The 24,517-nt window shown below is 36.4% G+C and carries 26 protein-coding genes; 18 read left to right on the forward strand and 8 right to left on the reverse strand.

Going from position 1 to position 24,517, the window contains the following annotated elements; translation table 11 throughout:
• The first annotated feature begins 106 nt into the window (after positions 1 to 106).
• From D0817_RS13580 to proC, 7 genes are all read left to right on the forward strand, one after another.
• Complete coding sequence (locus D0817_RS13580; protein ID WP_127338923.1) at positions 107 to 1,888, forward strand: tetratricopeptide repeat protein; 1,782 nt, start codon at positions 107 to 109, stop codon at positions 1,886 to 1,888.
• 97 nt (positions 1,889 to 1,985) lie between these two features.
• On the forward strand, positions 1,986 to 2,297 hold the full coding sequence (locus D0817_RS13585; RefSeq protein WP_127338924.1) for a DUF4286 family protein: 312 nt from the start codon (positions 1,986 to 1,988) through the stop codon (positions 2,295 to 2,297).
• A gap of 47 nt (positions 2,298 to 2,344) precedes the next feature.
• Positions 2,345 to 2,530 carry a hypothetical protein gene (locus tag D0817_RS13590; RefSeq protein ID WP_127338925.1) on the forward strand — a complete coding sequence of 62 codons (186 nt, stop codon included), beginning with the start codon at positions 2,345 to 2,347 and terminating at the stop codon, positions 2,528 to 2,530.
• A gap of 1 nt (position 2,531) precedes the next feature.
• Positions 2,532 to 3,008 (forward strand): nucleotidyl transferase AbiEii/AbiGii toxin family protein, encoded by a 477-nt coding sequence (locus D0817_RS13595; RefSeq protein ID WP_127338926.1) that lies wholly within the window; start codon positions 2,532 to 2,534, stop codon positions 3,006 to 3,008.
• A 79-nt stretch (positions 3,009 to 3,087) separates the two neighbouring features.
• The gene (rsmA, locus tag D0817_RS13600; RefSeq protein ID WP_127338927.1) at positions 3,088 to 3,873 is read left to right on the forward strand and encodes a 16S rRNA (adenine(1518)-N(6)/adenine(1519)-N(6))-dimethyltransferase RsmA; all 786 of its coding nucleotides are present in this window, start codon (positions 3,088 to 3,090) and stop codon (positions 3,871 to 3,873) included.
• Positions 3,857 to 5,206, forward strand: a complete 1,350-nt coding sequence (gene mgtE / locus D0817_RS13605) for a magnesium transporter (RefSeq protein ID WP_127338928.1) — start codon at positions 3,857 to 3,859, stop codon at positions 5,204 to 5,206. Before rsmA ends, mgtE begins: the two co-directional genes overlap by 17 nt.
• A 100-nt stretch (positions 5,207 to 5,306) precedes the next feature.
• Positions 5,307 to 6,083, forward strand: coding sequence for a pyrroline-5-carboxylate reductase (gene proC, locus D0817_RS13610; protein ID WP_127338929.1), 777 nt, complete (start codon positions 5,307 to 5,309; stop codon positions 6,081 to 6,083).
• A gap of 50 nt (positions 6,084 to 6,133) precedes the next feature.
• Here proC and D0817_RS13615 read toward each other — a convergent pair whose 3' ends face one another.
• Genes D0817_RS13615 through D0817_RS13625 form a run of 3 tightly spaced genes read right to left on the reverse strand, consistent with a single transcriptional unit; the run spans position 6,134 to position 8,534 of the window.
• Positions 6,134 to 6,673: a hypothetical protein gene (locus tag D0817_RS13615; RefSeq protein WP_127338930.1), complete on the reverse strand. Its 540-nt coding sequence runs from the start codon at positions 6,671 to 6,673 to the stop codon at positions 6,134 to 6,136.
• The gene (gene nhaA / locus D0817_RS13620; protein ID WP_127338931.1) at positions 6,670 to 7,824 is read right to left on the reverse strand and encodes a Na+/H+ antiporter NhaA; all 1,155 of its coding nucleotides are present in this window, start codon (positions 7,822 to 7,824) and stop codon (positions 6,670 to 6,672) included. The genes D0817_RS13615 and nhaA overlap by 4 nt, the downstream gene beginning before the upstream one ends.
• A 17-nt stretch (positions 7,825 to 7,841) precedes the next feature.
• Positions 7,842 to 8,534 (reverse strand): aspartate/glutamate racemase family protein, encoded by a 693-nt coding sequence (locus tag D0817_RS13625; protein WP_127338932.1) that lies wholly within the window; start codon positions 8,532 to 8,534, stop codon positions 7,842 to 7,844.
• Positions 8,535 to 8,638: 104 nt separating this feature from the next.
• Here D0817_RS13625 and D0817_RS13630 point away from each other — a divergent pair, with 104 nt between their 5' ends.
• The 4 genes from D0817_RS13630 (at position 8,639) to D0817_RS13645 (ending at position 11,037) form a co-directional block, all read left to right on the forward strand.
• On the forward strand, positions 8,639 to 9,589 hold the full coding sequence (locus D0817_RS13630) for a 2-hydroxyacid dehydrogenase (protein ID WP_127338933.1): 951 nt from the start codon (positions 8,639 to 8,641) through the stop codon (positions 9,587 to 9,589).
• 190 nt (positions 9,590 to 9,779) lie between these two features.
• Complete coding sequence (locus D0817_RS13635; protein ID WP_193555361.1) at positions 9,780 to 10,163, forward strand: DUF805 domain-containing protein; 384 nt, start codon at positions 9,780 to 9,782, stop codon at positions 10,161 to 10,163.
• 22 nt (positions 10,164 to 10,185) lie between these two features.
• Entirely contained in the window at positions 10,186 to 10,464 is a 279-nt protein-coding gene (locus tag D0817_RS13640) for a TM2 domain-containing protein (protein WP_127338934.1), read from the forward strand.
• A gap of 165 nt (positions 10,465 to 10,629) precedes the next feature.
• Positions 10,630 to 11,037 (forward strand): DUF805 domain-containing protein, encoded by a 408-nt coding sequence (locus tag D0817_RS13645; RefSeq protein ID WP_127338935.1) that lies wholly within the window; start codon positions 10,630 to 10,632, stop codon positions 11,035 to 11,037.
• Between the two features lie 67 nt (positions 11,038 to 11,104).
• Here the strand turns inward: D0817_RS13645 and D0817_RS13650 are convergent, their stop codons facing one another.
• Entirely contained in the window at positions 11,105 to 12,907 is a 1,803-nt protein-coding gene (locus D0817_RS13650) for a GNAT family N-acyltransferase (RefSeq protein WP_127338936.1), read from the reverse strand.
• 120 nt (positions 12,908 to 13,027) lie between these two features.
• On the opposite strand from D0817_RS13650, the gene D0817_RS13655 reads away from it, so the two are divergent.
• The 5 genes from D0817_RS13655 (at position 13,028) to D0817_RS13675 (ending at position 16,842) form a co-directional block, all read left to right on the forward strand.
• Complete coding sequence (locus tag D0817_RS13655; RefSeq protein ID WP_127338937.1) at positions 13,028 to 13,789, forward strand: exodeoxyribonuclease III; 762 nt, start codon at positions 13,028 to 13,030, stop codon at positions 13,787 to 13,789.
• A gap of 206 nt (positions 13,790 to 13,995) precedes the next feature.
• A complete protein-coding gene (locus D0817_RS13660; RefSeq protein ID WP_127338938.1) occupies positions 13,996 to 14,940 on the forward strand; it encodes an OmpA family protein in 945 nt (314 codons plus the stop codon).
• A 152-nt stretch (positions 14,941 to 15,092) separates the two neighbouring features.
• Positions 15,093 to 15,344, forward strand: a complete 252-nt coding sequence (locus tag D0817_RS13665; RefSeq protein ID WP_127338939.1) for a hypothetical protein — start codon at positions 15,093 to 15,095, stop codon at positions 15,342 to 15,344.
• A complete protein-coding gene (locus D0817_RS13670; RefSeq protein ID WP_127338940.1) occupies positions 15,337 to 15,636 on the forward strand; it encodes a type II toxin-antitoxin system RelE/ParE family toxin in 300 nt (99 codons plus the stop codon). The genes D0817_RS13665 and D0817_RS13670 overlap by 8 nt, the downstream gene beginning before the upstream one ends.
• A gap of 168 nt (positions 15,637 to 15,804) precedes the next feature.
• Positions 15,805 to 16,842, forward strand: coding sequence for an NADP(H)-dependent aldo-keto reductase (locus D0817_RS13675; protein WP_127338941.1), 1,038 nt, complete (start codon positions 15,805 to 15,807; stop codon positions 16,840 to 16,842).
• 241 nt (positions 16,843 to 17,083) lie between these two features.
• Here the strand turns inward: D0817_RS13675 and D0817_RS13680 are convergent, their stop codons facing one another.
• From D0817_RS13680 to D0817_RS13695, 4 genes are all read right to left on the reverse strand, one after another.
• Positions 17,084 to 18,727 (reverse strand): DUF4139 domain-containing protein, encoded by a 1,644-nt coding sequence (locus D0817_RS13680; protein WP_127338942.1) that lies wholly within the window; start codon positions 18,725 to 18,727, stop codon positions 17,084 to 17,086.
• A gap of 67 nt (positions 18,728 to 18,794) precedes the next feature.
• A complete protein-coding gene (locus tag D0817_RS13685) occupies positions 18,795 to 19,418 on the reverse strand; it encodes a murein L,D-transpeptidase catalytic domain-containing protein (protein WP_127338943.1) in 624 nt (207 codons plus the stop codon).
• Positions 19,419 to 19,432: 14 nt separating this feature from the next.
• Positions 19,433 to 20,593 carry a vWA domain-containing protein gene (locus D0817_RS13690; protein WP_127338944.1) on the reverse strand — a complete coding sequence of 387 codons (1,161 nt, stop codon included), beginning with the start codon at positions 20,591 to 20,593 and terminating at the stop codon, positions 19,433 to 19,435.
• Positions 20,594 to 20,703: 110 nt separating this feature from the next.
• The gene (locus tag D0817_RS13695; protein WP_127338945.1) at positions 20,704 to 21,666 is read right to left on the reverse strand and encodes an SIMPL domain-containing protein; all 963 of its coding nucleotides are present in this window, start codon (positions 21,664 to 21,666) and stop codon (positions 20,704 to 20,706) included.
• A gap of 151 nt (positions 21,667 to 21,817) precedes the next feature.
• Here D0817_RS13695 and D0817_RS13700 point away from each other — a divergent pair, with 151 nt between their 5' ends.
• The gene (locus D0817_RS13700; protein ID WP_127338946.1) at positions 21,818 to 23,638 is read left to right on the forward strand and encodes a tetratricopeptide repeat-containing sensor histidine kinase; all 1,821 of its coding nucleotides are present in this window, start codon (positions 21,818 to 21,820) and stop codon (positions 23,636 to 23,638) included.
• Entirely contained in the window at positions 23,635 to 24,384 is a 750-nt protein-coding gene (locus D0817_RS13705; RefSeq protein ID WP_127338947.1) for a LytR/AlgR family response regulator transcription factor, read from the forward strand. The genes D0817_RS13700 and D0817_RS13705 overlap by 4 nt, the downstream gene beginning before the upstream one ends.
• Positions 24,385 to 24,517 lie beyond the last annotated feature (133 nt).

Raw genomic sequence — 24,517 nt, forward strand, 5'->3', positions numbered from 1 at the left:
GTTTACAGTTTACAGTCGCAGTATTCAGTTAGCAAACTGCGACTGTCAGCTGCGACTGAAAACTAATAACTGCGACTCAAAAAGATTTTCAACAAAAACCAGAAATATGAAAAACATTTTTATCTATATTCTTGTGTTGTGGTCTGGTTTTGCGTTTGCACAAAACGAGCAACTGGCTCAGTATTACTACGACAAAGGCGATTTCGAAAAGGCAAAAGTCAGTTATGAACAGCTTTTAAGCCTAGCCCCGTCCAATACCCAGTATTTTTTAAGAACAATCGACTGTTACCAGCAATTGCAGCAGTTTGATATTGCCCAAAAAGCAATTCAGGAAAGATACAACCGATACAAACAGGGTGTTTTTCTGGTGGAATTGGGTTATAACTTCCAATTGCAGAAAAATGAATCCAAAGCCAAAAACTACTACGATCAGGCTATTGAAAAGATCAGAACCAATTCGAATGATGTTTACGGTATCGGAAATTCGTTTGAGAAAAAGGTTTTGCTCGAATATGCCTTAAAAGCGTATCAGACGGCAATGGAAGTGCAGCCGAATTACAATTTCAATTTTCAGATCGGAATGCTGTATGGCCAGTTGGGAAAGACCGATCTCATGATCGACCTTTTACTGACGGAATCTTTTAAAAATCCACAGAATGCCAATTTAATCCAGACGCAGCTTTCCCGTTTTATGAATGGGGAAACCGACAATACAGCTTTCAAAGACGCGATGCGAAAAGCATTAATCCTAAGAACGCAAAAAGATCAGGATGTATTCTGGAACCATTATTTAAGCTGGTTTTACGTGCAGCAGAAAGAATTTGGAAAGGCTTTTATCCAGGAAAAAGCCATTTATAAAAGAGAACCCGAATCCCTTATGAGTATTGTGAATCTCAGTCAGTTTGCACTGAATGAAAATGATACCGAGACCGCTACAGAGATTTTGAATTTTATTCTGCTTAATACCAAAGATTTAGATTTATTGATTCAGAGCAATGCCAGCCTGATGGAAATTAAAATTGAAAAAGCTCAGGAAAAAGACTATCCGGCCATTGAGACAGAGTTACAACAATTGCTGACCACCTATGAAATAACTCCTTTTACCGTATCTTTGCAAATAATTCAGGCGCACTTTCTGGCTTTTAATTTGAAAAAACCGGAGGAAGGCAAAGCAATTATAAAAAGAGCATTAGAACTGAACCTGAATGAATATCAGCAGGCTGATGCTAAAATGGAATTGGGGGATATTTTGCTGCTGGAAGAAAAGTTCAATCAGGCACTGATCTATTATTCGCAAATTCAGCTGGATTTAAAGAATGATGTGATGTCGCATGAGGCGAGTTTGAGAGCTGCCAAAACAAGTTATTATAAAACTGATTTTGAGTGGGCTTTGAAACAATTCAAGGAATTAAAATCAGCCAATACACAATTGATTGCCAATGACGCTCTTGAATATTTTTTACTGATCAATGACAATACCGCTGCCGATTCGACACAAACGGCACTGAAGCAGTTTGCGAAAGGGGATTTCCTGATGTATCAAAATAAGAAACCTGAGGCTATTGCTCAGTTTCAGCGTATTCTGAAGGATTTTAAAGGGCAGGAAATAGAAGCTGTTACAATGTTGCGTTTAGGGCAAATATATGAAAGTCAGGCAGATTATAATGCGGCCTTAAGCCAATATCAGCAAATAATTGACAATCACAGTGACGGGATTTATGTAGATGAAGCGCTGTTCTTTTCGGCAGAAATCTACAACGACGAACTGAAAGATACAGAAAAGGCAAAACCTTTATATGAAAAAGTGATTTTTAACCATCAGGACAGTATTTACTTTGTTGATGCGAGAAAAAAATACCGCGAGTTAAGAGGAGACAAGAATTTATAAAATTAGATTCTTAGATTTTAGGCTACTTAGATCTTTAGACTTTTCTAAATAATCTAATAATCTAACAATCTAAGAAGTCTGACAATCTAAAAAGAAAATGATTATTTACAACGTTACTACAAACATACACGAAAGCGTTCACGACCAATGGTTAAAGTGGATGCAGGAAAAACACATACCGGAAATTTTAGCCACGCAAAAATTCTCTTCAGCTCGAATTGTAAAAGTTTTGATTGAAGAAGAAATGGGCGGTATTACGTATTCGGTTCAATATGTTACCGACAGTAAAGCCACTTTAGAGCAGTTTTACATCGAAGATGAACCGGAATTTCACAGGGAAGCTTTGGGATTATTTGCAGATAAAATGCTTTCTTTCAAAACGGAGCTGGAAGTTATTTCGGAACATTAAGATTAAGTTTTCAGTCCCGGTTTTCAGTATCATTAAAAAAGAAAATTATGGAAATTCGATTTCAAACTAAAGAAGAAAGTAATAAGCAACAACAGGAAGATTTTCTGAAGTTGTCTAAAACGGAAAGATTTTATAGTTTTTTACGATTAAGTGAAAGAGTAAGCCGATTTCCCGTAAAAAATAAAGAGGATAGAAACAAAGACAATTTTCTGATTGTTATAAAATCGAGTTAGTATGTCAAAATTATGGGATCAAAACATTGATGAGTTTATTACTTTGGCAAGCAAACATGAGGTAAGGATGCTTATGGTTGGCGGTGGAGCTGTAAATTTTCATGGCTATCAGAGACATTCAGCAGATGTGGATTTTTGGATTGACACAACAGATGACAATTTTAAAAAATTGGTGCTTGTTTTTAATGAAATGGGATATGAAATCGATGATTTCCCCGAAAATGTAAAAAAACAGCAGCAAAACATCTCAATTAAGTTCTCCCCGGTTGATTTGAACTTGGAATTAATTACCAGATTTTCGGTAAATAAAACTTTTGATGAAGCTTTTATTGATAGTGAAGAGGTGATTGTAAATGATAAGACCTTTTTAAAATGGAATGTTTTGTCTTTAGAAGATTTGATTACAAGTAAGATTAAAGCAAACAGAGCAAAGGATTTGTTAGACATTCAACAGTTGAGAGAGATTAATAAAAAATAAATGAGATTTCCGAATTACCCGATATTTCGAAAATCTAACAATCTTAGGATCTGACAATCTAAGAATCTAAAAAAAGACAATGGAAAAAGTAAAAGCCAAAAAACATTTAGGACAACATTTCCTGAAAGACGAAAGTATCGCCAAAGCAATTGCAGATACGCTAAGTTTAAAAGGATACGATGAGGTTTTAGAAATAGGACCGGGGATGGGTGTGTTGACTAAATATTTGCTTGACAAACCAATTAATACACACGTCATCGAGATTGATACCGAATCTGTGGTGTATTTGGGTGAAAATTATCCGAAACTAAAAGATAAGATTATCTCTCAGGATTTCCTGAAATACAATATAAAAGAAGTTTATGAAGACAAACAGTTCGCTATTATTGGAAACTTTCCGTATAATATTTCGACTCAGATTGTTTTCAGGACTTTAGAGCTTAAACATCAGATTCCTGAGTTTTCAGGAATGTTTCAAAAAGAAGTGGCAGAACGAATCTGCGAGAAAAAAGGCTCAAAGGCTTACGGAATCTTATCCGTTTTAGCCCAGGCTTTCTATGATACAGAGTACTTGTTTACTGTTGACGAAAATGTTTTTATTCCTCCGCCCAAGGTGAAATCGGGTGTGATGAAAATGACCCGAAAGGAAGATTACAGTCTTCCTTGTAGCGAAAAGCTATTTTTTACAGTGGTAAAAACGGCTTTTCAGCAAAGACGAAAAACATTACGTAACAGTTTGAAAACATTAAATTTATCAGATAATCTTCGATTGGATAGTATCTTTGATAAACGTCCGGAGCAGCTTAGCGTAGACGAATTTATTGTTTTGACTCAAAAAATAGAAGCCGATGGAGTTCAAAGTTAGTAAAGATTTAATCCAGCAGTTAGAGGAGCATATTGTTAATAAAAACGACAAAGAACTTGAAGTTTTATTGAACGACCTGCACCACGCAGATATCGCCGAAATCCTTGACGAACTGGATTTTGACGAAGCAACTTATATTTTTAAGGTTTTAGACAGTGATAAAACAGCCGAAATTCTTCTGGAATTAGAAGATGATTTACGTGAAAACATCTTAAGCCGACTTTCGCCTAAAGAGATTGCGGAAGAACTTGATGAGCTGGAAACGAATGATGCCGCAGATATTATCGCGGAGCTGTCACAGGAAATTAAAGCAGAGGTAATCTCGGAGTTAATTGACGTTGAACACGCAAAGGACATTGTAGACTTATTGCGTTACGACGAAAATTCCGCCGGTGGTCTGATGGGAAAAGAGCTCGTAAAAGTCAACGAGAACTGGAATGTGCTGACCTGTGTAAAAGAAATGCGTATTCAGGCTGAAAACGTATCAAGAGTACATTCGATTTATGTGGTCGATGACGAAAACCGCCTGAAAGGAAGATTATCGCTGAAAGATTTACTGACCACTTCAACCAAAACACAAATCGGGGACATTTATATTCGAAAGTTAAATTTCGTAAACGTAGATACCGAAGATGTTGAGGTAGCCCGTATTATGCAGAAATACGATTTGGAGGCAATTCCGGTTGTAGATGAACTGGGGCGTCTGGTAGGAAGAATTACTATTGATGATATCGTTGACGTAATCAAGGACGAAGCAGACAAAGATTACCAGTTGGCGGCGGGTATTACGCAGGACGTAGAATCCAACGATAGTGTTTTGGAATTAACCAAAGCACGTCTCCCATGGCTTTTAATCGGAATGGTGATCGAGATTGTGGCGTCTTTTGTGCTGAAAGGAAATGAAGCTACTTTTCAAAAATATTCAACATTGATTATTTTCGTGCCATTGCTTTCGGCAACAGCGGGAAATATTGGTGTTCAGGCTTCGGCGATCGTAGTTCAGGGTCTGGCCAACGGAACGCTGAAAGAATTCAGCCGCGGCTATTTCAGTAAGGAGATTTCGGTATCGATGATTTCGGGAACTATTATTTCATTGCTTTTATTAGGCTATCATTCAGTGATGTATCAGCAGTATTTAGTGGGAATTGCGATTTCAATTTCGATGATTGTAGTGATCTTGTTTGCGGCAACATTAGGAACCTTAGTGCCGCTTTTTCTTCATAAAAATAAAATTGACCCTGCAATTGCAACGGGACCTTTTATCACGACTACCAATGATGTTTTTGGAATTATGCTTTATTTTGGAGTAGCCAAAATGATTCTTGGTTTTTAAGTTTTTGCAACAAATTAATAGATTACAGTGATTATAAATCTATAAAATCTGTGTAATTTGTGGCTGAAAAATAGCGTATTAACCAGCCAAAAAACAAGCAATGAAAGTACACATCATAGGAGGAGGGAATCTTGGGGTTTCTATAGCCCTGGGAATTGCAAAATTCTCTAAAAACAATCAGGTAACCGTTACAAGGCGAAACACAGCCAGCATACTATATTTATCAGAACACGGAATTACGGTTTCATCAGATAACAAACATACTATTGAGGAAGCCGACGTGGTGATTCTAACCATAAAGCCCTATCAGGTTGATACCGTGCTCGCAGAGATTTTACCTGTAATTAAAGGAAAAACGATTGCTTCTGCAGTAAGCGGTTTGTCGCTTGAGGTACTTCAGTCGAAAACAAACAATGAATATCCTGTCATCCGGATCATGCCCAATATTGCGGCCCAGTTTGGAGAATCGGCAACGTGTATCTCTTTCCCTGAAAAAGACCGGGAAAAAGCATTGCCAATAGTTGATTTGTTTCAGAATTTGGGAACGGCTCCGGTAATCGATGAAAAATTGATGGATGCAGCCACTGTTTTGGGTGCTTGCGGTACTGCATATGCTTTGCGTTATATTCGTGCCTCTATGCAGGCAGGAATCGAGATTGGATTCGATTCGAATACTGCTCTGGCAATCGCCGCACAAACGGTAAAAGGAGCTGCTAAGATGTTATTGGAAGAAAAAGTACATCCGGAACAACTGATCGATCGTGTGACAACACCTCAGGGCTGCACCATTGTCGGATTAAATGAAATGGAGCATAATGGTTTTAGTTCTTCTTTAATCAAAGGTATCAAAACGTCCCTGAAGCAGATTAAGGGGTAAATTTTAAATTCCAAATTCCAATTCTGATTATCGAATTGGAATTTGGAATTTTATTTTTTGGAATTTTCCTGTTTAACCAGTCGAATATACTTTGCACCACACTCCGAAATCTTCGTATACGAATTCATCGAGTTGCCATAATTCTGAATCGTCAGGGTGTCTTTTACATAACTTGCGTCGATCCCGACAGGAATTTCCATGTCCTTAGCGGTCTTTTCTGGATTTGAAACAGAATCTTTTTCCTCTTCATTACTTATGTCTCCCTCGTAATCGTCCCATTGGATTCCTTCTAGGGTCACATATTTTTCACCAGATTCATTTTGGGCTATAGTGGCTTTTCCGTTTACTTTTCTTGTACTGGTCTGAAGAAAATAAGCATATCCCTCTTTTGTTTTTGTGATTTGTACAGAAAGATCACAATCCTCTGAAGTATAAATTCCTTCGAATGATTCAGTACTTTTTTCAGCCGTAAGAGCTGCTGTGTTTTTAGGCTGCTTTTGAGGGATGATGGCTGTTTTGGGTTTGTCACTGCAGGCTGTAATAAGAAGAAAGGAAATTACCAGCGCACTTAGGTTGTTTCTTGAATTCATGTCTTAGATCGTTTTTTCTTTTGTTTTAGAACGTATTTTAAATAACAAAAACCAAATAAGCCCGCAAGAATTGAGGCAATTAAAATGGCAATTTTTGAAAAAACAATAGTGTCAGGATCTTTAAAAGCTAAAAGGGTAATGAAAATGGACATGGTAAAACCAATTCCGCCGAGCATTCCCGCACCTAAAATATGGGACCATTTTAGTTCTTTTGGCAAAGAGCAAATTCCGGCACTAACTCCAACAAACGAGAAAAGCAGGATTCCCAATGGTTTTCCAACAACCAAACCTAAGACAATTCCAAAGGTATTGGAATGATTTAAGCCTTCGTACCAGTCCGGTTTTATGGCGATGCAGGTATTGGCAACAGCAAACAGCGGCAGTATAAAAAACGCTACCGGTTTGTGCAAATAGTGTTGTAGTTTATACGAGATCGAGTTTTCTCCGCCATCTCCAAACGGAATAACAAAAGCCAATATGACTCCGGTTATCGTGGCATGAACGCCGGAATTCAGCATAAAATACCACATAGCGACACCCCCGATTAAATAGGGTAATATAGAGTATACTTTCTTGCGGTTCAAAAAAAAGAGTATTCCCCAGATCCCCAGGGCAATGGCAAGGTTTACAAAAGAAATTGATGTTGTATAAAAAACCGCGATGACAATGATAGCACCCAAATCATCAATAACCGCAAGTGCTGTTAAGAATATTTTTAGTGATGCAGGAACTTTATTTCCCAAAAGGGATAAAATTCCAATAGCAAAAGCAATATCGGTAGCCATCGGAATTCCTGCTCCGTTTTGGGTTGTAGTGCCAAAATTCAAGGCCAGAAAGATTGCTGCGGGAATAACCATTCCTCCAAATGCTGCCATAATGGGTAATGAAGCATTTTTGATATTCGATAATTCACCGTGATAAATTTCACGTTCCAGTTCTAAACCGATCAGTAAAAAGAAAATAGTCATCAGGCCGTCGTTGATCCAATGCGTTATGGAATGGTGCCCCAGATCTTTTTCCCAAAATGAAATATATTCCGTCTGAAAGGAAGAATTGGCTAAAAAAAGAGAGGCAATGGTAACGAAAAGCAAAAGAAGGCCTCCTGATTTTTCGTTTTCAAAAAAAGCATTAAAAGTTTTGGTTAATTTCATTGTTGCGTTTTAATATTTTATTCTAATGAAAGTTCGACAGCTTTCCTGGCATGAATGGCAGCAGTATTAAACAATTCAGCGTCAGTGAATTCATTGGTGATTAATAATTCGATCTCCGTACAGCCCAGTATTATTCCTTCGGCGCCTTTTTGAATTAAATCAGTAATTATTTCTAAAAAGATATTTCTTGAATCAGCGTTTATAATTCCTTTCACTAATTCTTCATATATAATGCGGTGTATATCGGCTCTTTGTTTCTCGTTTGGGATTATGGTTTCGATGTTATGATTTTCGAGTAAACGAAGTTTAAAAAAATCCTGTTCCATAGTAAACGATGTGCCTAGCAGACCTATTTTTTTTATATTTTTCTCCTGAATCTTTTCGGCAGTGGCATCCACAATATGAACTAAAGGAATTGACACGCTTTTTTCTATGGCATCAGCTACTTTATGCATCGTGTTTGTACATAAAACAATAAAATCAGCACCGCCTTTTTCGAGTTTTTGTGCTGCTTCAATCATCAATTCTGCTAATTTTTCCCAGTTTTCTTCTTTTTGCAATACTGCAATTTCATTAAAATCTACAGAATACAAAATCGATTTTCCTGAATGGACGCCACCCAGTTTTTCCTGAATGGTCCGGTTTATGATCTGATAATATAAAGAGGAGCTTTCCCAGGACATTCCTCCAATAAGGCCAATTGTTTTCATTTTCACTTTTATGCGAATTTACGCATTTTTCGGGGAATTAATTTTGTTAAAATAATAAACGGCAATTTTTTTGTTACTTTGTTTTCCTAATAAAGTTTCAATTTATGAGCGCAAAAATTCTACATATTGACAGTAATAATCCGATTCTTTGGAACCAGCTGGAAGAAGCCGGTTTTGAAAATCATGCCGATTTTAAATCTTCGAAAGAAGAAATCGAAACTAAAATTCACGAGTATAACGGAATCGTAATTCGAAGCCGTTTTAAAATCGATAAAACCTTTCTCGATAAGGCACCCAACTTACAGTTTATTGCCAGAGTTGGCGCGGGTTTGGAAAGCATTGATTGCGACTATGCCGAAAGCAAAGGAGTACACCTGATTGCTGCTCCGGAAGGTAATCGCAACGCTGTTGCAGAACATACGCTGGGTGTGATTCTGTCATTATTCAACAACCTCAATCAGGCCGATGCAGAAATAAAAGCCGGACACTGGAACAGGGAGAGCAACCGCGGACATGAACTCGACGGCAAAACCGTGGGTATTATTGGTTATGGAAACATGGGCAAGGCATTTGCCAAAAAGCTCCGCGGATTTGAGGTTGCTGTACTGTGTTATGATATCCTGGAAAATGTCGGGGACGAAAATGCCACACAGGTTTCACTGCAGGAATTACAGCAAAAAGCAGATGTTTTGAGTTTACACCTTCCGTGGACTCCGGAAACCGATAAAATGGTGAATACTGATTTTATAAATGCCTTTGTAAAGCCGTTCTGGATAATAAATACTTCCCGTGGTAAAAATATTGTCACGGCAGATTTAGTGGAAGCCATGAAAGATAAAAAGGTTTTAGGAGCAGGCCTGGATGTGCTGGAATATGAAAAGTTGTCTTTTGAAACCCTTTTTCAGGATAATAACACTCCGGAAGCCTTTCAGTATTTACTCGAATCAAAAAACGTTTTGTTAACACCTCATATTGCCGGATGGACCTTTGAGAGCCATGAGCGGCTGGCACAGGTTATTGTAGATAAAATAAAGGCTGTTTACGACATTAATTAACTTTAATTTTAGATTTAAATAACGAGCGTTTTCTTCTAAATTTTCCAGTCATAATTAGTTTTATTAGGTAATTTTTAATAATATTGTTTCTGGTTTTTGAAGAATTAATCTAAATAAGGCTGTCTTTGAAGATCAGGGAGTAACCGAAAATCCTTAAGAGTAGGAATTAACTTAATTAATATTATTTATTATGATTGAATGGTACAAAAAAGTAGTTTTTGAAAATTATGCAAATTTTGAAGGCAGAGCGAGAAGAAAAGAATACTGGATGTTCTTTTTGGCAAATATTATTATAAGTTTTGTATTAGGTTTTGTGCTAGGTTTAGTTTTTGCTTTAATCTCGCCTAGTCTGGCTCCTTTAGTAAATATTTACAGCTTAGCAGTTCTTGTTCCTTCAATTGCAGTTGCAATCAGAAGAATGCATGATATTGGTAAAAGTGGCTGGTACATTCTTATCCCTATTTATAATATTATCTTGTTAGCTACTGAGGGAGATAAAGGAACAAACGAATACGGTCCGGATCCTAAAAGTAATATTGACACCATTGATGAAATAGGAAAAGCTGAACTATAATAATCATTAAAAGAAATATAACATGGAAGAGACAAAACCAGAATCATGGAATACCCCTCCAACTGTAAGACAGGAAAATAAAAAAGTTCTTGCAGGAGTTTTAGGGATAATTTTTGGATATCTAGGAATTCACAAATTCGTTTTGGGTTACACTCAGGAAGGAATAATCCAACTTGTTTTAAGTATTGTAACCTGTGGTATTGCAGGAATAATTGGTTTCGTAGAAGGAATCATTTACCTTACAAAATCAGACGAAGATTTTTACCAGACGTATCAGGTTGGTAAAAAAGGCTGGTTCTAAAAACATATAAGTCCCATGTTAAATGGGATTTTTTAATAAAATACAAGTTCTTTTAAAGTAGGGGACTTGTATTTTTTTTGTTTATAAAAGAACTTTTCATCCAATAAAATAAGTAAAAAGGAGTAACTGAAAATCCGGAAGAGTAGGGAAATTAAGAGATCGATTATGATTGAATGGTACAAAAAAGTAGTTTTTGAAAATTACGCAAACTTTAACGGAAGGGCCAGAAGAAGTGAATACTGGTATTATGCGCTGGCAACTATTATTATATCGATAATTTTAGAAATACTGGATTATACGATCGGAATGGCATTTGATATGGGAAAACTCGGTATCCTTAGGGGTTTATATAGTCTGGCGGTTTTTATTCCCGGACTCGCCGTAATGATCAGAAGATTACATGATGTTGGCAAAAGTGGTTGGTTTATATTTATTCTGTTTATTCCCTTAGTAGGTATAATTTGGTTTTTTATAACGCTTTGCACCGAAGGAGATGATGGCACAAATGAATATGGTTCAGATCCTAAAGATGAGTTTGATGAAATGGATGAGATTGGAAAGGAATTGGCCTAACAGACATCGTATAAAAATAAAAAACCCGTTTCATATCGAAACGGGTTTTTATTTGGTGATTAAAGTGCTACTCTTCTTTTTCAGATAGTTTACGCTCTAATTCTATTTGAAACTCTTCAATAACAGGTTTCATAGTGCTTTCCGGAATATCGGCGATTCTGATGTACATTAAGCCGTCTATGGCATTATTGAATAAAGGATCGACGTTAAAGGCAACTACGCGTGCATTCTGCTTGATATACTTTTTAATCAAAACAGGCAAACGTAAATTACCAGGTTCTAATTCGTCAATAATTTTATCAAATTTATTCAGGTCAGATTCAGCTTCATCAAAAATAAAGTCTTTGTCTGCATCTTTCAGTTTAACTTTATACGCTTTTTTAGGATGTATGTACTGCGCAATATAAGGGTCGTAATAGTTGGATTTCATAAACTCAATCATCAAAGATTTTGAGAAATCAGAAAACTGATTACTGATACTTACACCGCCTAGCAGATATTTGTGTTCCGGATAACGCAGGGTCGTATGAATAATTCCTTTCCACAACAAGAACAAAGGCATCGGTTTTTGCTGGTAATCCTTGATGATAAAAGCACGTCCCATTTCGATTGATTTGTGCATCATATCGTGTAATTCAGGCTCAAATCGGAACAGGTCATTCAGATAGAAACCTTCAATTCCAAATTTCGGATAAATCTCAGAGCCTAATCCCATACGGTAGGCACCTGCAATTTTTTTGGTTTCATCATCCCATAAAAACATATGGTGATAATATTGATCGAATTTGTCTAAATCTATAGATTCATTCGTTCCTTCGCCCACTTCACGGAAAGTAATTTCACGTAAACGGCCAATTTCATGCAGAATGTTCGGAACCGCTTTGGCCCTTGCAAAAAAGACTTCGTAGTTTTTACTTTGCAGTAAACGGCAATCGCTGTTTCTCAGTGCATTTACTTCGTCAATCATCGCTGATTCACTTGCCGGTGTAACGATTTTTTTGGGTGCTTTCGGGATTTTTAGGCTTGCCGTATCAAGCAGTTTGCTGTCCTTTTCAAAAGGATTGGCCAGCATATAGGTTTTCTTTCTTAAAAATTCAGAGTATTCTTCAAACGATTCAATTTCGTTTTGCTCGTTTACAGAAATCGGTTTACCAATGCGGACTTTGATGACGCGGTCTTTTTGCGTAAGCAGTTCAGACGGTAATTTGGCGGTACGTAAGGTATCGTCAATTTTAGAAAGCCAGTAAAATAATCTGCTGTTTTTAGCGTGAAAATAAATCGGGACAACAGGAACTTTGGCTTTTCTGATTAACTTCAGGGCACCTTCTTCCCAGGGTTTGTCTACTACTAATTTTCCATCCTTATACGTTGAAACCTCGCCGGCAGGAAAAATCCCCAAAGGCTTGCCATCGCTTAAGTGACGTAATGTTTCCTTAATTCCGACCACACTTGACTTAGCGTCTTTGTGGTTTTCAAAAGGATTCACCGGCATGATGTATTTTTTAAGCGGAACGATGCGGTGCAGTAAAAAGTTGGCAATAATCTTAAAATTAGGCTCTCTTTCAAGCATTAATTTCAATAATAAAATACCATCAATCCCCCCAAGCGGATGATTTGAAATAGTAATATAAGCACCATCTTTTGGCAAACGTTTTAAATCTTCTTCAGGGATTTCGAATTTAATTTCCATTTCATCCAAAATTCCGTTTAAAAACGCAACATCCTCTAAATGTTTATTGTGGTCGTAAATCTTATTGAGGGTGGAGATCTTCAGAACCTTCATAAGCATCCAGCCGGAAAAAGTACCTAATACTCCGTACTTGTCAACATTTATTGCTTTTGCAACTTCTTTCGCGGTAACTAAACCCATGTACTATTTTTAATTTATTAGAGCAGCGAACAAAGATAACAAAAAACTCTACTTTTTGCTGTTTCAAACACAAACTTTCCACTTTTTTATTACATTTGAAATCCTAAAAAAAAAACAGTAATGAAAATTATTTCTTATAATGTAAACGGAATCAGAGCCGCAATTTCAAAAGGATTTATCGATTGGCTGCAACATGCCAATCCGGATGTTATCTGCCTTCAGGAAATAAAAGCGACACAGGAACAAATTCCTGTAGATGATATTACCGCTGCCGGCTATCCGTACCAATACTACTATCCTGCAACAAAAAAAGGATATAGTGGTGTGGCAATCTTATCTAAAACACAACCCAATAATATTGTTTATGGAACCGGAATTCACCATATGGATTTTGAAGGACGTAACCTTCGTGCCGATTTTGACGATTGTTCTGTAATGAGTTTGTACCTTCCGTCCGGAACCAATATTGAAAGGCTGGATCATAAATTTATGTTTATGGATGATTTCCAGACGTATATCAATGAGCTGAAGCTGAGTATTCCAAACCTTGTAATCTGCGGGGATTACAATATTTGCCATGAAGCCATAGACATTCATGATCCGGTTCGTAACAAAACCGTTTCCGGATTTTTACCGGCAGAACGCGCCTGGTTAGATGGTTTTATGAAATCCGGTTTTATTGACAGTTTCCGTCATTTTAATAAAGATGCACATCATTATTCGTGGTGGAGCTATCGCGCAGGTGCACGAGGGAATAACAAAGGCTGGCGTATCGATTACAATCTGGTAAGCGATTCTTTGCAGCACCGACTGAAACGTGCCGTTATTTTACCGGATGCCATTCATTCTGACCATTGTCCGGTTTTAGTCGAAATCGAATAATTCTGGTATTGTTCTTGTTAGAAAATAGCGGTCTAAGTTGTCGTTCTGAGCGTTAGGAGAGAAGAAGCCGTTTTCTGCTTTTACCTTATTTTTTAAGGAACAGCAAAAAGGATACCTTTCGATAGCTATCAGTACTATGAGAAGTAGTATATTCGGCAGACATGAAATTATAAAGTATTAAACGCCCCAAATAAAAAGTAAATAAAATGATTAAAAAAGCCTCAATCGGATTGCTAGTTTTAGCGTTGTCCGCTACTTCTTGTGTTTCTAAGAAAATTTACAACGATCTTGAATCAAAATATTCGGATCTGAAAAAAGAAAACCGCTCTATTGCCGATGAAAATTCCGATTTAAAGAAATCGAAAAATCAGCTGGAATTAGATCGTGATATACTGACCAAAGATCTGGCCAGTACAAAATCAGAGCTTGAAAAACAAAAAGCCGATCTGGCTGCTGAGCAGAAAAAGTACAAAGTGCTTCAGGATTCGTACAACGCTCTCGAAAAAAACAGCAACGATGCCCTGGAAAGCAACATGAACAAAAATCGTGAATTATTGGCGCAATTAGAAGCAAAATCTAAAAAATTAGCCGAAGAACAAGCGCGTTTAGATAAAACAGCAAGCCGCTTAAACGAACTGGAGGCAATGATTGCCGCCAAAGAAGCAGCAATGAAAAAACTGAAAGAAACGTTATCGAAAGCCCTAAACGGTTTTGAAGGAAAAGGTTTGACAGTGGAACAAAAGAACGGAAAAGTATATGTTTCTATGGAAAATAAACTACTTTTCAATTCAGGGAGCTGGGCCGTTGGAACAGAAGGTAGAAAAGCAGTCGTGGAATTAGGAAAAGTATTAGGCGATAATCCTGATCTTTCTGTTCTGATCGAAGGCCATACCGATGATGATCCGTATGCAGGTTCAGGACCAATTGCAAACAACTGGGATCTGTCGACAAAAAGAGCCACTGCCATTGTAAATATCCTAAGCGAAAACACTAAAATCAACAAACAAAAACTAACGGCAGCAGGACGCAGTGAATTTTCACCACTGGCCAGCAACGCCACTCCGGAAGGAAAAGCCAAAAACCGCAGAATCGAGATTATCTTAACACCTAGATTAGATGAGATTGCGGAGATGCTGAATAGCATTAATTAAGTTTTTTAGGGACAAAGGTTCAAAGGAACAAAGGCTCAGAGTTTTAAACTTTGGGCCTTTTTTTGTTCTGACAAGTTTCATATTAGGTTTAGTTTAAATTATCTATATTGAATTTATATTTTTGTAACTTTGAAATTTAAAAATCCAGGATTATGGGACTTCCCGAATTAAAAGATAAAATACGAAATCAGTTAGATTTAGCGGACGAGAAAGTATTACGTATTGTCTCTTCAGTATTTGATAATTATTTAAATGAAGTTGTGTCATACGATGCAAAAGGAAATCCTTTGACCTTATCTGAATATCATAATAAAGTTGAGGAAGGTCTAAGTGACGTTAAATACAATCGAATAACTTCACAACAAGATTTATCTAAAGAAATGCAGGACTGGGATAATGAGTAATATCAAAATCAAAATTTTTTGGACAGCAAATGCAAAACAAGATTTAAAAGAAATTTACATTTCAATAAAAAATAAAATCTCTAAAGAAACGGCACTTAAAATTAGAGATGAATTATTTGATAGTCCAAATCATATTGTTTTTGCAGAACAATTTCAATTAGATGAATACAGATTGGATTGCAGAAGAATTATAGTAAGGAATTTTAAAATTCTTTATCAAATTAAAGATGATTCAATTTTTATAATTAAAATTTTCAATTCTTTGCAGAATGAGATAAAAAGTTTAAAATAATAAAGAGGCTTAAAGTGTATTTGAACTTTGAGCCTTTTTTTATTTAATTATTTCCTTTGTCCCTTTGAAACTCTGGAACTTTGTAACTTTTTTAACTTTTGTCATATTTTCATTTGCTTATTCCCTTTGTACCTTTGAGCCTCTGCAACTTTGAACCTTAAAAAACAAATGAAATACACAACACTACCCAATACCGATATAAAAGTCAGTAAAATCAACCTTGGCACGATGACTTTTGGTCAGCAAAATTCAGAAGCCGAAGGACATGCCCAAATGGATTATGCACTCGAAAGAGGGGTTAATTTTTTTGATACTGCCGAGATGTATTCGGTTCCGGCACGTGAGGAAACGTACGGAAGTACAGAGAAAATTATAGGAACCTGGTTTAAAAAATCCGGGAATCGTGAGAAAGTAGTTTTAGCATCTAAAATAGCGGGTCCAAACCCGAATTTCACTTACATGCGTGATAAAATAGATTTCTCGCCGGAAAGTATTAAATACGCGCTTGAAAACAGCTTAAAACGCCTTCAGACCGATTATATCGATTTGTATCAGATGCACTGGCCGGAACGGCCAACCAATTATTTTGGACAACGCGCTTTCAAAGATCACGATGCGGTCTGGGAAGATAATTTCAGGGAAGTGCTGGAAACTTTTGATACATTAATCAAAGAAGGAAAAATAAAACACCTTGGGGTTTCTAACGAAAATGCCTGGGGAATGATGCGCTTCCTGGAAGAAAGCAAGTATCAGAACCTTCCACGAATCAAAACTGTTCAAAATCCGTATAATTTACTCAATCGTCTTTTTGAAGTAGGTTCTGCCGAAGTTTCCAAGTATGAAAACGTGGGATTATTGGCGTATTCTCCTTTAGCATTTGGTGTATTGACGGGTAAATTTTTAACCGGAGAAGCACATCCAAATGCGAGAATCAATCTTTTTCCGCAATATACACGTTACAGTAGTGATCAGTGTACGCAAGCGACAAGATTGTATCAGGAAATTGCTCAGAAACACGGTTTAACACTAACAGAACTTGCGATGGGATTTGTCCTGCAGCAGCCATTTTTGACGAGTGCCATTATCGGTGCCACAACACTGGAACAATTAAAAGAAAATATCGATACCATTGATGTGGTGCTTTCGAAAGAAATTCTGGCTGAAATTAATGCCGTTCAGGCTATAATTCCGGATCCTGCGCCTTAATTGAAAAATGATTTCGGGATTTGGGCTTCGGGCTTCGACTTCGCTCAGCCTGACAATCTTTATTAGCCTGACAAACGTTAACGTTGTATATTTCTAACGTCACCCTGAGCGAAGTCGAAGGCTTGATAACATACAATGTCTTGCTAAGTCAAACTTTACAGGTTCTTGAAATCTGCTAGTTTCGCTTTGTTTAACTAAAATAAAATCCCGATACAAGATTTATTGTATCGGGATTTTATGTTTAAAGATTCAAAACCTGATCTTTAGGATATCTTACCTTATAGCTAATTCGGAATTTCCTGATTTCATTGGGTTTCATTTGCAATTGCCAGGTCAGAATTCCTGTTTCGGTATTCACTTTTGCATTGTCGCTTTGTAATAATTCAACCTCAATTTCTTTACTGGTGGTCAAAGGGTATTGATCTTTCAGTAAAAGTTCAATATTTTCCTTCTTGTTATTTCTGACTGTGATATCATACGTAAACGTCTGTTCTTTTTTCGAAGATAAAAACTTTGTGCCTGATTTGTCGGCTACTTTTTCACGTTTGATGGATACTTTCTTATCGCGCCCCATGCTTAAATTCAGCGTATCGCTAGTCTGATTCGGCTCGATAAAAGTTTTTCCCACATACATGCCTTCAAAGATAATATTGGCTTCCCCTCTTAATAAATTGTATTTGCTGTAATCTGCTATTTCGGCTAAAAGAAAAGCTTCATTCTCCACTCTTGGCGCAGCATAATATTTATAAGAGGCGGGTAATTTTATTTCTTTTAGAGAAACGCTATGCACTTTTCCGTTGGATAAAATATCATATGGAATATCAATGTCAAACGAAACATTCAGTTGATTTTCTGCGACAGTGGTGTAATCTGAAACCGATGATTTTTTCATTATGGGAGAAGCAGTTACAACGACCTTCTGTAATTCTTCGCTCTCTACAGCAACTCCTGCCACTCGTCCCTGCAACTGATTCATTTTATTTCTTTGCATTCCATAGCCAGTCTGGACAACGCTATTGTCTCTCAAAAACCATGAGCTTAGCATTGGGGCCTGATTGTTTTGATTGGGCATTCCGCTGGACAAAGTAAGTTTTACTTTTTTCCAGTCAATTCCGGTATTCTGTACCACTTGTGCTTTGTACATCATATTAATGGGTGCGGTAACACTTTCGGCACGTAAATCATAAAACGGAGTCCAGGAAGCATTATTGGTTAGGTATGAAATGTCTAAAGGAACAATCCCGGCAACTTCATTCATAACCTGAACAATCAATTTACCGGAGGAAGTTTTCTCTTGTTTGTTAGCGTTGATTTCCAGCTTACTTTGTAATTTATACAGTAGCTCGTTTAGTTTTTGTTGTTTCTCTGATAACGTATTGATGTTATTGGCAATTTCGATTTGCTTGTTTTTATAATAATCCACCATTTTCATTAATTCAGTTACATTCAAACCGGAATTAGCGCCTGAAATTTGCTGGTTTTTATCTAAAAGCTGAATCGTTTTGTTTTCAGAATTGATCGTATTATTTACTTTCTGTATTTCTTTTTGTACGATCAAAATACTATCCCGCACCCTTTTTAATTCGGGAGATTTTGTATCCGTATCATATTCTGAAATATAATTGTTGGTAAACTGAACCGAAAGAACCGTAACTGTTGACGGAGATCCGATCTGAATCGAACTTTCATTTAAATCTACTGCCACATTTTTAATGACAATTTCGCTTGTCCCTGTTGGTAAACTGGCACTGGCCGTTTGTGAAATTTCAGCGGCATTAAAATACACCGTGGCGTTTTTTATTTTTGCGGTTGTAAATACTGGTTTTTGTGCTGATGTAATGGCGCAAAGCAATAATAAAAAGCTTGTTATTATTTTTTTGATCATGTGATTTATATTTTGATTTTCTTTTTTGGAAGGTTTGGATTACGAATATCTGCAATTAAATCGACTTCTAATAGTAAATAACCAGAATGATTTTTTTAGCAGAAGTATCAATAATCTTTTCAAGTGCATCAAAAAAGGCTGAATTTACCATTGGGCAACCGTAACTGTTGCAAATCGGGTTTTCCTGTTCTTCAAATGGAATTTTACTGTATTCATGTAAAACAACATTTCGATCAAAGGCATTACTATTCGTTTTGTCTAGGCCGTACAATTTATAAGATTTCCCAAATGAACCCTGATACGAAGTCCCTATGGCATATTTGCCTAATGAGGTACAATGCGAATCTTTGAGATTGCTGAATTGCAATTTCCCGGGAATACCGGTTTCAGATCCTGTGCCGTGTCCGACTAAACCTTTGTTTAGTATTTTGTTTTGCTTTAAATCATAAATAAAAAACCGGTTTTTTCCAGATTCAATTTTCATATCTAAAAAGAAGGCAATATTTGAATTGTATTTCGGAGATTTCCCCAAAAAACTCCTGATTTCAGTGGTCTCGCTTTTTAGTTTCTCTTCATAGGAATAAACCGGTTTTGAATTTTTAATGATTTCCAGCTTCTCTTCTTTATTCCTGCAGGCAAAACTCAGACCAAAAATTCCGATCGAAAGCAAAAAGAAAATTCTCTTTTTCATGTTTTTGACTGATTTTATTTTTCAACTGTATAGCCTTTCACTTTTGCAAAACCAACAATCGAAGTGTTTATGGCATTGCCTAGATCATCTTGTTTCTTCGTTTTTTTAGATTCGGTATCGATATATTGTTGACGTTTTCTGCCTAATTCGCCAATTTCTTTCTGGATGGTTTCTCTTTCTTTTGTTTTCTGAGTGACTATGGTGTTTATTTCGGCTGCAGATTTGTTTTGAAGTTCTGTTGGCAATTCTTCTTTTTTGATTTTTGAAAGGGCAGTTTTATCCTCTTTAACCTTATCAACCAAGTCCCAGCTTTCATTTTTATAAACCGCTTTTGATTTGCTCACGGCACGTTCGGCATAATTGGAAGCAGAAACTTTCTGCGCATTCTTATCCTGTGTTTCCTGGTTCATTTTTTTGGCCGAACCTTTGACACCATAACCAATGTATGTTTTGTTGATTTTTTCGTTGCACTTTGTAATTTCAGCATCATAAGGCGTTACGATATATTTTACAGATTCATTGGAATCGATATTAAAATATTTCCCTTTTCCGTAATCGGCGCCATTTTTCCAGAATTCGTTTATGCCTTGTGTTTTATCTCCGCAATAAATAGTATTCACGTAAATACCATTTTTCAAAGCGTCACTGATAGCTTCTTTATAATTAATTTTGCCCTGATTAAATTCTTCGTTTCCGGCAATATAAATCAACTTCATATTATTGTTTTCTTTCGCCCATTTTAACTGGTTGGCAGCATCCTGAATTACGGCACCGCAATATTCGTTTCCGCCATTCGTACGTAACGAAAACAGTTGCTCTGAAATCAAATCCAGATCTGTTGAAAGCGGCGCAATTTGTCGAATATAATTCGATTTTTCAGATAAGCCGTCATTTCCATATTCATACAAAGCGATTTCGATATCCGGCGTTTTACCGTCGTATTTTAAGGTAGTCAGTGTATTAACAATATTCCAGAGTCTTGATTTCGCCTGATCAATCAAACCGTCCATACTGCCGGACGTATCTAATAAAAGCGCTACTTGTATTTTTGTGTTTTCTGCTAAAACAGGATTTTCAATTTCAGGATTTTTTTTCGGATTTGCATTCGAATAATTACAGCTTACGAAAGAAATTGCAGTGGCTAAAACTGCCGTGATAAAAAGAGTTGATTTCATGATTTCTGGTTTTAATTGTTGATTACATACCAAACTTAGAAACTAAAAAAGCACATTTTTCAGACAAATGGTGAAACGGTATTTTGACTTGGTGAAATAGTTTCATTGGATTAATTCTGTCTGGCGGCACTTATATTCAGTGTTTTCAAATCGCCATTTGGAGTAACCAGAATAAATTCCTTATCTGTTTTTGAAAGCAGTTTCCTTTCTTTGGTAATCGCTATTTTAATTTCATATTGTATTTGAATAACGGGTTCTAAAACAGCAGGATTCATCACAAAATCAAATTCTTTACTGACTACCGGCTGGTAATAAAGCGTAACAGATTTATTTAGCTGATTAATATTTGCTGCCTTTTTTAAATTTAAAGAAGAGCTATTGTAAGCTTCATAAGATCTGTACATTTCTACAGGTACGTTGACGATGAAGTCATCTGCGATTCTTTTTTCCGCATTGGTAAATGTTTCTCCAAGCACCATTTCATAGTTTTTTACTTTTTCCTGAATCAGGATTTTTGCTTTGTTCATCATTTCCTTCTTAATGGTTTCCAGCGAATTCGAGAAATAATCCACCCTTACCAAATCGTATATTTCGTAATTGGATAAAATTGAAATAAATTCATTCAGCTGATTAGGGTCAGTGTATTTTATGTGAATGTTTTTCTTTAATTCAAATCCCGCAGGCACTTCATTATAGGTTTTACGATTGAATACTTTTTTTTCGGCTTCATATTCATAAACCGGAACAAATGAAATCATGTCTATAAAAGTCTCGACCCCTTTTTTAAGTTTGATTTCATTGAGCGACTGCATAATTCGCTTATCCATTAATTCATTTACTTCCTGGGTTGTTTTACCGGTTTGCGTGATACTGAAAATTGCCGTGTAAGCATCAGCTTTTACATTGGCAAGCCCTTTTACGCTGACCATAATAGCTTCATTTTCAGGAAAGCTGATGTTGATGGTATTGTTGGCAGCGTATTGCCGGTTTTGATAATTAATATTTCCGGAAGCCTGTGCTATGATAAGGGGAGAAAAGAGTAAGGTTAAAAATTTAAAGAATAGTTTTTTCATAGTTATAGTTTTTAAATTAGGAACCAAATGTATTGATCGAAAAAGCGTATTTTTTGAAGAAAGGGTCAACAGCGCGTTTGACTTGGTGAAAAATATAGGATAGGAATTTGAAATTAAGTTACTTTACATTTCCATTAATACCTTATTCGTGATGCGTCATTTGTCAATTACTTTTAGTCTGCTATGTTTAGTGTTGCTGTTTTCACAGAAAATAGCAGCACAGGAAATGCCTGTCCAGAAAGCTGAAAAAAGCAGGGCGGTCAAAGCCAGTAAAGCCGCTGAAGAGTTGTCGGTTTCATTAGATAAAAATGATGAAGGAAAGATTGCTGAGAATTATGAAAAATTAGCCAATGAATTCCTGAACAAAGAAGATAATGCCAAAGCGGAGGAATATTTTAAAAGAGCCTTAAACAGTTACACTAAATTAAAACAGAACGAAGATAAAATTCGCGTAGCACGAAGCCTTGCCAAAGTACAGGAAAGCCGGAAAAAATTTAATTCGGCAATCGAAAATTATGAAGTTGCGGGTTCATTGGCAAAAGATCCATCTGAAGAAAAGATCAATCTGAACGATGCCAATCGACTTAAAAATCAGGCAAATCCCGCAAGTCAGACCGATTATGTAAATTCTAACATTGAATTGCTTAAAAAGGAAAAGAAAAGCGATGAAGTTACCGAAGCGTATGTTCAGAAAGCACAAAATTCATTAGACTTAAAAGATAAAAGTGTTGCCATTGAAAGTTATAAAAAGGCACTTGTGTACGCAAAAGACAAACCCGAAGCTGTTATTAAAATTAAAAATGAAATTGCAAATGTTTACGCGTCCGACAATCAGTTTGAAAAGGCTATTAATATCAATGAAAAGTTATTGGCAGAAGCCGTAACTAACAGGGATTTTAGTACCCAGATCAAGCAATTGCAATCTATAGCGTCTCTGTATTTTAAAAAGGAAGACCCTGAAAAAGCAATAGTTTCACTGAAAGAAGCCTATAGGCTGGCCTCTGAAAAAGAGAATTCAACAGAAGCCAAAAATACTTTATCCGCTTTAGTGAAATATTATAAATCCGAGGGCAACGAAAAAGAAAGTATGAAGCTTTATGAACAATTCCTGCAAAATTTTGATGAATTAATACAATCGGATACCACCTTAATCAGCGCAAAAACTTTTCAGGTTACCGAAGGGAAAATTCGTCAGCTTGAAAAAGAAAAAACACTAAAAGATGAATTGATTACAAAGAAAAACACCTTTAATTATTTTCTTTTGGGGTCTATTTTATTGCTTTTGCTTTTATTTGCCTTTATCGTAAAAGCTTTGTACGCCATAAAAACCAAGAACAAGGAAATCGCCCTGCAGTCGCTTCGACGTGAAATGAATCCGCATTTTATATTCAATAGTCTGAATAGTGTGAATCAGTTTATAGCTGAAAACAAAGAACTGGAAGCCAATAAATACCTGACTTCCTATTCGAATCTGATGCGTGATATGATGGAAAATTCCAATAAAGATTTTATTTCATTAGATAAAGAAGTGGAGCAGTTAAAGAAATACCTGGATCTGGAACATTTGCGTTTCCAGGATAAATTCGATTTTGAAATCACCGTTGATGAAAAACTTGATGCAGAAAGTGTTCTAGTTCCCAATATGATTATTCAGCCCCATTTAGAGAATTCAATCTGGCACGGGTTGCGTTATCTCGATACAAAAGGGTTGCTGCAGCTAAAATTTCAGTTTGCTGATGCAAAAGTGGTGGTCGTTATTGAAGACAACGGAATTGGTTTAACCAAAAGCCGGGAACTCAAAACCAGCAACCAGAAAGTACATGAATCCCGCGGTCTCAATAATACCAAAGAACGTATAGGTTTGCTGAATGAGTTGTATAAAAAGAATATTTCATTTGTTATTAAAGAGAAAGAATTGCCAGAATCAGGAACAATAGTCGAAATTGTTTTCCCATTAATTGACAAGATATGATGACAATCCAGAAGATAAAAAGTGTAATTGTCGAAGATGAATTGGCTGCGCGGGAAGTACTCAAAAATTATTTGAGTAAATATTGCCCGCAGGTTGAGGTTATAGGTGAAGCACAGAATATTAAAGAAGCCGTTCCGCTGCTGCATGAATTAAAACCGCAATTGGTTTTTCTGGATGTCGAAATGCCTTTTGGAAATGCTTTTGATGTGCTGGAAGCGTGTAAAGATTTACAATTCGAAACCATATTTGTAACTGCCTTTTCTGAATATTCGCTAAAAGCGCTGAATCAGAGTGCAGCCTATTATTTGCTGAAACCTATTAGCATCGAGGAGTTGATTGTTGCAGTCAACAAAGTGCAGCATCAAATCATGAATCACGAGATCTTTAACAGAAATAAAATTATTGTAGCCAATTTTCACGAAGCAAAACCCGAAAAGCAACAGGTAATTTTGCCCACTTTAGAAGGTTTTGAAGTAGTGAAAATGGAAGAAATTGTTCGCTTGCGCGGAAACGGAAATTTCACAGACCTCTATCTGAATAATGGAAACAAAAAAATGGTTTGCCGTTTTTTAAAGCATTTTTCTGAAATTCTTCCTCTGCCTTTTATTCGGGTCCACAAATCACATATCATCAATATGAATTGTGTGAAGTCTTATAATAAAGGCGGAATCGTAACTTTAAACGACGGAGCTGAAATTGAAGTTTCTCCTACTTATAAAGAGGAATTTTTAAGGAACTTTAAATAGTTTTTTTGCCTTAAAAGTAAAGGTTTTTAAAAATCACGCAAAGACGCAAAGTCGCAAAGTTTTATATAGATTAACGTCAGAAATGACAAAATTTACGCTTTTGCGTCTTTGCACAGAAATTTCACACTGATAG

The sequence above is a fragment of the Flavobacterium cupreum genome (assembly GCF_003996965.1).
Lineage (GTDB): Bacteria > Bacteroidota > Bacteroidia > Flavobacteriales > Flavobacteriaceae > Flavobacterium > Flavobacterium cupreum.